The 11,362-nt window shown below is 55.1% G+C and carries 9 protein-coding genes; 3 read left to right on the forward strand and 6 right to left on the reverse strand.

Annotated features, from left to right (window positions below; translation table 11 throughout):
- The 3 genes from QT222_RS14290 to QT222_RS14300 all read right to left on the reverse strand — a co-directional run.
- Positions 1-1,279: ABC transporter permease (locus QT222_RS14290; protein WP_491477546.1), on the reverse strand; the 1,279-nt coding region annotated here is incomplete at its 3' end.
- Positions 1,279-2,142: an ABC transporter ATP-binding protein gene (locus QT222_RS14295; RefSeq protein WP_004060948.1), complete on the reverse strand. Its 864-nt coding sequence runs from the start codon at positions 2,140-2,142 to the stop codon at positions 1,279-1,281. The genes QT222_RS14290 and QT222_RS14295, both read right to left, overlap by 1 nt.
- A gap of 117 nt (positions 2,143-2,259) precedes the next feature.
- Entirely contained in the window at positions 2,260-2,817 is a 558-nt protein-coding gene (locus QT222_RS14300) for a helix-turn-helix domain-containing protein (protein ID WP_491477547.1), read from the reverse strand.
- A 286-nt stretch (positions 2,818-3,103) separates the two neighbouring features.
- On the opposite strand from QT222_RS14300, the gene QT222_RS14305 reads away from it, so the two are divergent.
- Positions 3,104-3,700, forward strand: a complete 597-nt coding sequence (locus QT222_RS14305) for a methyltransferase family protein (RefSeq protein ID WP_004060950.1) — start codon at positions 3,104-3,106, stop codon at positions 3,698-3,700.
- Between the two features lie 56 nt (positions 3,701-3,756).
- Here the strand turns inward: QT222_RS14305 and QT222_RS14310 are convergent, their stop codons facing one another.
- Both QT222_RS14310 and QT222_RS14315 read right to left on the reverse strand, forming a co-directional pair.
- Positions 3,757-5,325, reverse strand: coding sequence for a PKD domain-containing protein (locus QT222_RS14310; RefSeq protein WP_491477548.1), 1,569 nt, complete (start codon positions 5,323-5,325; stop codon positions 3,757-3,759).
- 533 nt (positions 5,326-5,858) lie between these two features.
- Positions 5,859-6,992 carry a citrate synthase gene (locus QT222_RS14315; protein ID WP_491477549.1) on the reverse strand — a complete coding sequence of 378 codons (1,134 nt, stop codon included), beginning with the start codon at positions 6,990-6,992 and terminating at the stop codon, positions 5,859-5,861.
- A 430-nt stretch (positions 6,993-7,422) separates the two neighbouring features.
- Between QT222_RS14315 and QT222_RS14320 the strand changes: the two genes are divergently transcribed.
- The gene (locus tag QT222_RS14320) at positions 7,423-7,956 is read left to right on the forward strand and encodes an Lrp/AsnC family transcriptional regulator (protein ID WP_004060953.1); all 534 of its coding nucleotides are present in this window, start codon (positions 7,423-7,425) and stop codon (positions 7,954-7,956) included.
- Positions 7,957-8,013: 57 nt separating this feature from the next.
- Here the strand turns inward: QT222_RS14320 and QT222_RS14325 are convergent, their stop codons facing one another.
- Complete coding sequence (locus QT222_RS14325) at positions 8,014-9,225, reverse strand: ABC transporter substrate-binding protein (protein WP_491477550.1); 1,212 nt, start codon at positions 9,223-9,225, stop codon at positions 8,014-8,016.
- 166 nt (positions 9,226-9,391) lie between these two features.
- Here QT222_RS14325 and QT222_RS14330 point away from each other — a divergent pair, with 166 nt between their 5' ends.
- Positions 9,392-11,203, forward strand: a complete 1,812-nt coding sequence (locus tag QT222_RS14330; protein WP_491477551.1) for an NAD+ synthase — start codon at positions 9,392-9,394, stop codon at positions 11,201-11,203.
- The last annotated feature ends 159 nt before the right edge of the window (positions 11,204-11,362 follow it).

The raw sequence follows: 11,362 nt of genomic DNA on the forward strand, positions 1-11,362 counted from the left end.
GTGCAATACCGACTGTGACTGCTGCGAGGTACGACGACGCCAACAGCACATTCCGGCCACTGCTTACAAAGACGAGTTCTTGGGTTCGGTGCGTTTGGTCTCGGGTTCCGAGAGAGGACCACAGTGACAGGGGTAACAGGAGCGCGAATGGTATTATCACGGACCTGAGTGCAGCCACTGATGGAACGAACGACCCGAGTAGGGCGAGTCCACAGGCAACGTACCACCAGCGAGGGTGCCCTCGAACGACGAGGCGGAGTTCGGAGAGAAACACCTGAGGGAACCGGATGCCGGTCTGTGAAACAGGTGGCAGTGATGAAACGTCTGTAGTCCGGTTCCGAGACTGATTGTCGGTTGTTGCCGCAAGTTGCGGTGATTCCGCCTCGTTGCTACCATTCTCGCTTTCTTCACGCTCAGGCGTAAGAGAGGGGGCTGACCACGAACTAGTCGTATCGAACCGATTGAAGGACACGTACGAGCCAACGAATAGTATCCCAGTCGTCGCGAAGATTGGCACTCTCGTGGCGAAATGCTTCACCGACCACGCGACACCCGACCAGTTGAATGGTTTTAGTTCTCCAGCGGTATTAGTGTAGAGAAACCCGACGTTCGTTCCGTCGTACGCTGGATACTGCGAGGCTATCGCTTGCGCCATGCTCTCCCTGAAAATATTGATTCCCATGAGGTCGACCGCTCCTGAATACGCTCCGAAAATCGTCAGGAACATCGCGGCAACCACGTAGATGATGTTTCCGGCCGTTCCGCGGAGGAATCGGTTACTCTCGAAGCAAACGGCTGCGGCCGCGACTACCGTCATTGTCGGCAGTGTTACCAGAATGAATGGCGAGAACAGTGCCCAGAGGTCGAACTCGTCCGTTCCTTGGATAACGAAGGTTCCGGCAGTCAAGATGGCGAGGACCAGCGTTGTTATCGCGAGGAGCGCGAAATTACTCGCCCATTTGCCGAGGAGATAACTGCCGTCCGAGAGCGACGATGTTGCGACGAGTTCCGAAACGCCGGTGTCTCGGTCCCTGCTTACGCTCCCGCCGACAAGGACAAACCCGAATACGAACAGCATATTCGTCCCGATAGCACTCAGCATTGCACCGTACCATGCGGCTGTCGGAACGCCTGTGTACTCACCGGCGACGACGAGTGATGAGTCGACCGTGATGAGTTTCGCGAAGTACGCCAAAATGATGGGCACGACGAGCCACTTCGCGGTCCGAGAGCGCTCTCGGAAGTCCGCTCGTGCAACTGCGAGTACCGCTGTAAGCATTACCGTGCTCCTCCGCCGGTGACATAGAGGTAGGCATCTTCGAGCGTCGGCTCGACTTGCGTAGCTTCGGGCGTTGGGACGTCGTCTGCAACGGCACGAACTTGCAGGCCGTCTCGCGTTCGCGTCGTCCCGCTTACCATGTATTCCTGTTTGACTGTCGCCAATTCCGAATCCGGGACAACCCACTCCCAGACAGAATCAGCAGCTCGGGACAGTAGTTCGCTCGGCCGTTCGTGGGCGACGAGCGCTCCGTTTGAGAGCAGCGCAATGTCGTTTGCGGCTGCCTCGATATCCGAGACGATGTGCGTCGAAAGAATGACGATACGGTCCTCGGCGAGGTCTGCAAGGAGGTTTCGGAAGCGGACCCGCTCTTCCGGGTCGAGTCCGACTGTCGGTTCGTCGACGACGAGCAACCCCGGGTCGGCGAGGAGACTTTGCGCGATGCCGACACGCTGTTTCATTCCTCCCGAAAAGCCGCCTAATCGACGGTCTCGGTCGTTTTCGAGGTTCACCAGTCGCAGTAATTCTTCGATTCGGTCACTTGCATCGCTGATTCCTCGGATGCCAGCGAGATACGACAGGAACTCTTCTGCAGTCAGGTTTGGATAGACTCCGAAGTCCTGCGGTAGATAGCCGAGGTCTTCCCGAATTGCCTGTGGGTTTTCAGTCACCTCAGTTCCGTTCCAGTGGACCGTCCCCTCGGTCGGTTCTTGGTAGGTAGTAATAATCCGCATTAGGGTGGATTTCCCTGCACCATTTGGTCCGAGAAGTCCGACGACGCCGCTATCGAACGAAAGGGAGATATCTCGAAGCGCCCAGGTACTTCCGTACTCCATTCCGAGATTTTCGACAGTGAGATTCATAGACATTCGACCAATCACACTCCGCTGTGTACACGAAATGTAACCTCACCAGCATATAATAGTATTGAATAATTGATTGGTGGATACACCTCCCGGCCAGACGGCCGTGAGAGAAATCTAAGACTCGTGAGTATACCGAGTTACCAGCCGTTTCATCACGGCAGATTCGGCTTTGCGGAGCAAATCGGAGGCAGTACTCTCCGCACAATCGAGCGCACGTGCTACATCGTTTAGCGTCCCTTGACGGGGGACATCGTAATAACCGATTGCAACAGCCGCTTGGAGTGCCTCGAACTGTCGTTCGGTGCAGTCTGTGGCGACAGTCTCGTGGCGGCGGTCGAACGTTCCAATCGAACGGATAGTCACGTCGATACTCGGCGGCAACCGCTCGATGAGTGTCCGTAGGTCCTCTCCTGCTCCGACGAGCGTCATCTCAAATGTTGCGTCAGCGTCGTAGATGACCGGTGGCAAGACGACGAGGTCCAGTTCAGTATATGCCTCACGCCACGTCCGGTCTTCGGTCCGAGTTTCTTGACAGATATAGACGTAAAACGAATTCTCATCAATCGGGGTTATTTCGTACCACCGAATCGAGTCTACGGATGAAATCGCGTCTTCGTACGGCTCACGGGCTGCCTCTACGTAAAATATAGTAGCGTTTGCAACTGGAGACACATCCGACCGCACGACAGCGGTCGATTGAGTGTGCACTGACTTGCAAACGTTACTATAGCTCGTACTCGATGTCCCCTCCTGTCTCAATATTCCACGACAACAGTTCCTCGTAGTGGACGACGTCGTTCTCGCGGATGAACTGCTGCATCGGATGTAACATCCAGTTCGGTTGGCGGAGTGTGGCCCGTAGATATTTCATATACGTTGTGCAAAACTGACATTGTATTTAAACTAGCTAAGTGTGCCGCCGTAACGCCAAAACAGGTCTCAATGCTACCACTAACTGATGCTATTGACACTCAGCGAGGTGTTGCTTGGTATCGGACTTGTGGCCGGTGTGGTGAATCTCGGGGGCGTCTGGGCGAGTATACTCGGTTATACGTCGTACTATCCGCTCGGCGAAAAGAACCTCCAGTTCCACGCGTTTTGGGGGCTTTCGCATACGCTGAACCTATCGCTATTGGGACTCGGTATCCTCCAGTTCGGAACCCTCGGTCTCCCGACCTGGGTGTTCTATCTTGGAATCGTGCTCGCTATCGTCGGGTTCGTCACCGTCACCATCTCGACGTTCGACCTCGGCGTGGAACAGACGCAAGGATTGGAAGGTGAATTACGGACGGATGGACTGTATCAGTACTCACGAAACCCACAGTATGTCGGCTACGTTCTCGCGACGGTCGGGTATGCCTTTATAGCCGGTTCGCCGTTTGCGATTCCACTCTGTGGATTCTACTTAGCGTGGTGGTTCAGCTTCCCGCTCGCGGAAGAGCCGTGGCTGCGAGAGCAGTACGGAGACGAGTACGAGCAATATCTGGACCGCGTTCCTCGGTTTGTCGGCCTTCGGACGCTCCGATTACTGGTGCAGTCGTCCGCGAGTCAGTGAACGCGGTGGTGACCAGTTTGCATCGAAAACAGTGAGTGAAGAGGGATTGATGCTAATCACCGGCCGACCAATCTCACGCGGTCCTCCCCAAACACCGGGACACCGTCGTGTGTCATGCCCTCCAATCGGCCCGTATTTTCGTCGCCGTCGAAGCCAGCGTCTCTAGTTGGGAAGTGGAGTACGAGGTCATCTCTCCCGTCTCCTCCACACGGAACCGTGTCTTCGACGTGACCGTTATGGGCGGGACTCGCACCGCTGCCAACCTTCACATCCTCCGGGTCGCCGAAGCGGAGTGACCCCACGTCAATCCGTTCGGTCGGGTTGAATGTGCTTGTCTGCTTGACACTGACCGGGGTGACGCCCCTACTTCTGGGATTGATCGGACTCGGTTCAGAGCAGGGTTTAACATCGATTTCGGCTTTGATCGCCACGGTGAGTGTCAACGTACAGGTGTCTGATGCACCGTGTTCATCGGTGACTGTGAGTGTAACCGTCTTTTTACCGCCGGTCGTGAAGGTGTGTTTGACGACTGCACCGGTTGCGTCGGTGATACCGTCCCCGTCGAAGTCCCACTCGAAGGTAAGTACGTCACCGTCGGGGTCACTCGATCCCGTCCCGTCGAAGAAGATTGGTTCACCCGTCGCTGAAACGTTGCCCGGGAAGGATATTCCACAGTCGTTCGGGATGATTATTTCACAGTTGGCGGTTGGTGGTCGATTACAGACTACCACGTTAACCACCTCAGTGCAAGTGGATGACTTCCCGTCTTCGTCGATGACCGTCAGTACAACCGTCTTCTGTCCTGGACTTGAGAAGCTGTGTGTAACGATTTGACCGATTGCGTCGGTGATACCGTCCCCGTCGAAGTCCCACCTGTAAGTGAGTTTGGAGTCGTCACCGTCGGGGTCACTCGACCCCGATCCGTCGAAGGTTACCGTATCCGTGACGCAAGCTTTGTTGCCCGGGAAAGATGCCGTACACTGGGCATCCGGTGCCTGTAAGGTCACTCTAGCTCCACCGAGTGCTGCCGCCTGTTGGCCAACGGAGTTGCTTTGCCAAGCCAGCACATCGAGGAAGCTCGGCCAAGCGGTGAAGGTATCGTGCCAACAACAGAGGTCCAGATCTGGATCGACGATACCGATGTTGTTACCTTCCGTAGTTGGTGTGACGTCACTATAGCTGAGACCTGTATTGGTCGTGAAGCTGCCAATATCTGCGATATACGCCCAGGCGTTGTTGAAGTCGGTTTGGGAGCTGCCAAACAGTCCTCCCCCATTATCTACGAAAGACGCGACGTCTGCCGAACGGCTGACTAGGGCGTCATTTTCCGCTTGCGACATCCCGCCGGTCGTTTCGGGTGCACTGCTGACGACAGCAAGCATCGCGAACCCGCTGAAACTCTGACTCCGGATGTTGGTGCTTCCCCTGACGTACGTGACTGATTCGCCCGTATCAGTCCCGATACGGTCCCAAAACGTCGTCACCGGGCTGTTGGCGCTGCCGCCAACGACGAGAATCCCGTTGTTCCCGTTAGTCACCCTACTGAGGATATCGTTGACAATATCGACGTAAGTGCTGACCGGTCCGTGCCCACCTATGCCGCCGTCCTCAGTATCAATCCCCATAAGAATGACAGGACCTCCCGCTTGTGCACTCACAAATGGAGTGCTGAACGTAAGCAACCCGCCCCCCAAACCGACTGCAGTAGCTGACTTGAGGAGTGTTCGACGATCGATACTCGCTGGTTCGTTTTCGACTGAATCGTTCTGTGTCATACCGTTATGCCTATCTTCACCCGATGTTGGACTACTGTCTCTCCACCACACTCGACTGGCAATCTTGAACCATTTGGCCTCAATTGGGTGTGTTATAGTGTACAATCTAGAATACTATTGTAATATTTAAAGTATGTACGAAGGTATCCGTTAATGTATTTGAATGCTTGAGTGTTGGTACTTGGTGGTCTGCTGACCCGCACCGCCAGGTCAAAGAACAGATGAAGGGTCGATTATCCTCTCGCCGCCTGGCCGATAATTCGCTGTATCGTGGTGAGATGGGTTCTCGTGCCGTTCAAACAGATTACTCTCCGAGTTGCAGACGCAGCACTTCGACATTCAGACAGCGAACAAATAACTGTGAAATCCTACATTTGGCGGACCTATCGTTCGTCGACTGGTGTCCACGTCCGTCCAGTCGCGCCCACGTAGTGTGCCCGCGGACGAATTACTCTATTATTTTCCAGTTGTTCGAGACAGTGCGCCATCCAGCCACCGACTCGCGACACGCCGAACGTCGCCGTGAACACGTCTTTCGGGATACCGAGGCCGTGAAGGAGCGTAGCGGTGTAAAACTCGACATTCGTCTCCAGTCGCCGGTCTGGCTTGTGCTCCGCCAAGATATCGACAGCGCACTCTTCGAGGTCTTGAACGGTCTCGAAGAACTCCGTATTCGAACTCGCCTCGTAGAAGCGCTCGGCGGCCGTCGAGAGCACCGCTGCGCGTGGGTCCCGAACGCGGTAGACGCGGTGGCCGAACCCCATTAGGCGTTCGCCACGCTCCAGCGTCTCGCGGACGTACCCCTCTGGTTCCCCGGATTCGTGGACTTCTTTGAACATGTCGAGGACAGGTCCCGGAGCGCCGCCGTGGAGTGGCCCCTTGAGTGTCCCGACGGCGGCGGTGGCTGCCGATACGAGATCTGACTCCGTCGAAACCACGACTCTCGCAGTAAATGTCGAGGCGTTCACCCCGTGGTCTACAACCGTGTTGAGGTACGTTTCTAACCCACGGATGGCGGCGTCGGTCGGCTCCTCACCGCTCAGCATGTAGAGATAATTTGCGGCGTGTCCCAAATCTTCGCGCGGTGCGACCGGCTTCTTCCCCTGCCGATATCGCCAGTACGTGGCTACAATCGTCGGGAAGGCGGCGATTACTCGCTGCGCATCGTCCTGTGGGGTGCCATCTTCGGTCCCGATGGTTGCTGTCGCAGCGCCCATCCGAAGGGCATCCATCGCGGGTTTTTCTTCTTCGGCAGCACGCCGGAGCACCGCCCGTACTTCGTCGCTAATCTCCCGGCGGGCCGCGAGTTTGGCTCGGAGGTTGGCGAGTTCTCTATCGGTTGGGAGTCGGCCGTTCAAGAGGAGGAAGATACTTTCCTCGTAGGTCGCGTTTGTTGCAAGCTCTTCGATGGGGTACCCACCAATCACAAGTTCGCCACTTTCGCCATCGATGTCGCTAATTCGAGTCTCTGCAACTGTGATCCCCTCTAGTCCTTGGTTCGTGGTGTTATCGCTCATTGATTATTTTGTGTGAATTTGTGATTCGGCTGGACGCTGTCGTTAGATTATTGTGAAACCGGTGCCGGCGTTTCTGACTTCCACTCCTTCGAACCGATGTTGGTTGACCGCGCCAGCAGACGCTGACATTGCTAGCGTGGTTCCTGTACATCGTTGTCTATTGATAGATGGCCTCGAACCATATTCTTTCTGAGAACACCAATTCTCACAACTAGTTGATGACTATGCGTTGCTCACAGGGTGGACAGCATATCGGAGACCCCTCGCGACTCGTCCTATTGTAAGTGTGTTGAGGCTACTTCGGTGTATGTCACCGAGAAGTTGATTTCCCCACACTGAACACACGGTGATAATGGGACACAGTTTCTATTCCGTTTTGATTAGCATATTCGATCAGAAGTCACAAATTGTCTCATAGATACAATTTCGTATGGAAAATTTCAACCCCAAATCTGTTGACGGCACTGCTCCGAATCCCGATACGCCGCAGGCGGTGCTCTCGAATTACCTCGACGAACACGATTACGAGATTTTCCGTGCGCTCAACGAGAATGGGAGGATCTCCGACACTGAACTTGCAGAACGGGTCGGACTCTCTCGAACAGCAGTCCGCCGCCGCCGAGAGAAACTCCAGGAAAGCGATGTACTCGAAATTCTCGCAGTAATTGTGCTTCAAGAGGCAGACCTCGTAACTGCGCAAGTTCTCGTCACGTTCGACCAGCACGTGTCATCTGATGTCAGAAAAGAGTTTATTACGAAACTCATCGATGAGGGTCTCATTTACAATGCGAGTTCTTGTCTCGGTGAGTACGACCTCGTATTTAGCACTTGGCACGCGGATTTGAACTCACTCAAAGAGTACGTTTGGGACCTCTTCGATGGAGAACAGATCGTCGACGATTATACGATGATTCCACTGGTGAAGACGTGGAAAGCGTGGGATAAAGAACTGGACCGACCCTAATTCGATTTGGGTTCTATATGGGAGTAGACCTTGTTATTTAGAAATTGACCATAATATCTAGAAGTCGCCCTTGATAATGTCTGCAACGCGTTGGCGATCAAACAACTGTTCGTCTGCGGGAATCTCCGGGTACGGCCCTTCAGTGTAGGTCGGCCACTCCCCGAAAATGTCGGGATAGAGTTGCTTTGCCGCCATCTCAAGTTGAAAGAGGTTCATGAGTGGCCCCTGGTTGCGTCCGCCCTGCGTGTAGATACGGTCGTTCTGAACGGCTGAGAGTGACTTCGTCGTCGGATTACTCTTTAGACGGTCGCGTACCTTCGTCACGTGTCTATATTCGGACATCCCGGCGAGACAGAGGATGACATCCGGGTCGGCCTCGATGAGCGCCTCGAAGTCGACGGACGACTCAGTTTGTACATCCGCGAAGACATCTGCCGCGCCAAGCGGTCGAGTGTGGGCCGTCAGGAAACCCGGGCCGTTTAGCGCGTACACGTACATGCTGTCTTCTGACTGTGCAAAAATGACCATCGCCGCTGTCGGACGCTGGTCTTCGGGCGGGAGGTTTCCTTCGATAGTCGAGAGTACTTGGGCATGCACATCAGCGAGTGCCTCGTATCGCGCCTCCGCTTGGAAGACTTGTGCGACTTTTTCGAAAATCTCCCAGAGTGTGTAGTACTGGTACCCCTCGGCCCAACCTGCCGGTGGTTCTTTGTTGGCGCTGCTGAGTGTGTTCCCGAACCACGGGGCGACATTCTCAGTGATTTCTTCGATATCGTCGGTACTCCACCCCTGCATGGTCGTCATGTAGGCAGGGTCGGCGAGGTGAAGGTCACTGTCGAGTTCGTAGAGTAACTCTTTGCTCGGGTTCCACGACCCGGGGAGACCGGCCCAATCGACAGAAACACCATCGAGGCGTTCGAGAAACTTGTTCCATATCTCGTCGTTGTATCCGGGGCTGTACAGCATCGACGTGACGGCGTCGCCGTGTCCGACTGCGGTCGCCATATCAGCATGATGTGGGAGGACTGTGAAGACACTCTCCGGCGGTTGCTCGAACGTAACCTCTCCGGCGGGCGACATCGTCACCGAGTACGACGTCTCTTTGGCGGTTTCGGCCACTGTAACAGACCCGGATGTTGTCTCTGTTGGTGTTGAGGATTCGCCGCTCCCCGTACAGCCAGTAAGTATCCCCACACCAATGACTGTCCCACCGTACTTCACATAGTCGCGTCGTGTTACTGGGTTGTCACGAATTGTCTCACGTTCCACGATATTTAGGCCGGCCTAAATTAATAAAATTGTTTCGATTATTAGGCTGGCCAAAAACTATCCCTTATTAGTATAGTCTACCGTAAACTGGATGGCTTGTGTGTCAAATCTGGGAGAACATACGCTAGTTCGGCAGTGATATCACGAATTAGTTCCAAGACAGCATATGGATATCGACGTCACCCTTTCACAGGTCAACCCAACCACAGGTGACATCAAGGGGAACACCGACCGCATCGTCGATAGCCTTGAGAGGGCCGAACAAGACGGTTCAGACGTCGTCGTTTTTCCAGAGATGGCAATTACGGGTTACTGTATCCGGGACCTCATCGAAGACGAAACGTTCGTCGACGAAAACCGACGCGCACTCGATTACATCCGCCGGCGAACCGGTGACACGGCTGTCGTCGTGGGGGTCATCGACAGAGACGACCGTGGCGTATACAATGCCGCTGCCGTCCTCCAGAACGGCACTGTCAGGGGAATCGCCCGGAAAGTTCTGCTCCCGAACTATCGATACTTCGACGACGAGCGCTATTTCGAGGCTGGAGAAGACATCAGTCCCATCCAGATTGCAGTCAATGGGGAACAGATGGACCTCGGCGTCACCGTCTGTGAAGACATGTGGGATGAGGAATACGACCGCCAGCCTATTACGGAACTCGCGGACGCGGGCGCTGACCTACTCATCAACATCAACGCATCGCCTTTCGAAGCGGGAAAGCGACAGACCCGCCACGAGATTATCCAGCGACACATCGAGCAGACGGGACTCCCACTCATCTACGTGAATACGGTTGGCGTCGCTGATGTGGAGAAGAACATCCTCGTCTTCGACGGCGATAGTCTGGTCTATGCCGCAGACGGCACACTCCTTGCGAAAGCGGCCCAGTTCACCGAAGACAGCGTCCACGTCACGGTGAGTCAAGACGACGCCGTGCTCTCCCAGTCCCGCTCTCAGTCCCAGCCCCACCCTCAGTCTGACTCCCATTCCCAATACACGCCGACGACTATCTCGACGGAGCGCCGGGAAAAAGAACTGTACGATGCACTCGTTATGGGTGTTCGTGATTATGCTCGCAAAACCGGCTTCGAGAAAATCCTCGAACCAATCTCTGGTGGCATCGATTCGTCACTCGGATTGGCAGTCTGTGTCGACGCACTCGGGCCGGAGAATGTAATTGCGTTCAACCTCCCCTCGGCGGTCAACACAGAGACCACGAAGAGCATTGCCAAGGTACTCGCGGCTAATTTTGGTGTCGAATACCGAACCATTCCGGTTCAGTCCATTTACGACGAGATTCTGGACACCTACGAGAAGCACTACGACGATATCGACTCCGAAACGGCAAAAGAGAACGTGTATGCACGCGTTCGTGGGCTACTCATGATGTTGGTAGCGAACGACTCGCCAGCAGATGAGTCCGCGATGTTGGTTTCGAACGGCAACGAGACTGAGATGGCTCTCGGGTACGTAACCCTGTACGGCGACATGGATGGTGGCCTCGATATCTTGGGCGACCTCTCGAAGATGGAAGTCTACGACGTCGCTCGATACGTCAACGAGCGGCACGGAGAAGAGCTGATTCCAGCGGAGACGTTCGAAATCGAGCCATCGGCCGAACTCGCAGCGGACCAGGTCGACCCGTTCGATTACTCGACGGTCGCACCACTCGTCGACGACTTGCTCGAAAACCGTATGGACCCTGCTGAACTCGTCGCGCAGTTCGAAACCGAGGAACTCGACTCCGAACGATATCGCGACCGCCAGGGCCGTTCCGTCTACGACCGATACACCATAGAAGCGTTCGAAGAGACCGTTTACGACACCTACAACCGACTCACGCGCTCGACGTTCAAACGCGTCCAGGCACCACCGATTATCGCTGTCAGCTCCCGAGCGTTCGGCACCGACTTTCGCGAACCGATTATCAACAAGTGGAACGGAAGACCGCTCGATTGGGACGTAACTGATTGATATCTCCCCCGAACTGAAGCACGAGGGTTCTCAGTGCTATTCGCGTCCGCTCGCCACCGTACCGTACCGCACCGCACCGTACCGCACCGCACCGCACCGTACCGTACCGTACCGCACCGCACCGTACCGTACTCGTCGCACACATACAGTCTTGTGGCA

The organism is Haloferax sp. s1 (genome assembly GCF_058382125.1).

Coding starts and splice junctions, on each gene's coding strand:
- QT222_RS14330 (WP_491477551.1), top strand. CDS start 9,392: ATGGATATCGACGTCACCCTTTCACAGGTCAACCCAACCACAGGTGAC.
- QT222_RS14310 (WP_491477548.1), bottom strand. CDS start 5,325: ATGGGGATTGATACTGAGGACGGCGGCATAGGTGGGCACGGACCGGTC.
- QT222_RS14295 (WP_004060948.1), bottom strand. CDS start 2,142: ATGAATCTCACTGTCGAAAATCTCGGAATGGAGTACGGAAGTACCTGG.
- QT222_RS14315 (WP_491477549.1), bottom strand. CDS start 6,992: ATGAGCGATAACACCACGAACCAAGGACTAGAGGGGATCACAGTTGCA.
- QT222_RS14305 (WP_004060950.1), top strand. CDS start 3,104: ATGCTATTGACACTCAGCGAGGTGTTGCTTGGTATCGGACTTGTGGCC.
- QT222_RS14320 (WP_004060953.1), top strand. CDS start 7,423: ATGGAAAATTTCAACCCCAAATCTGTTGACGGCACTGCTCCGAATCCC.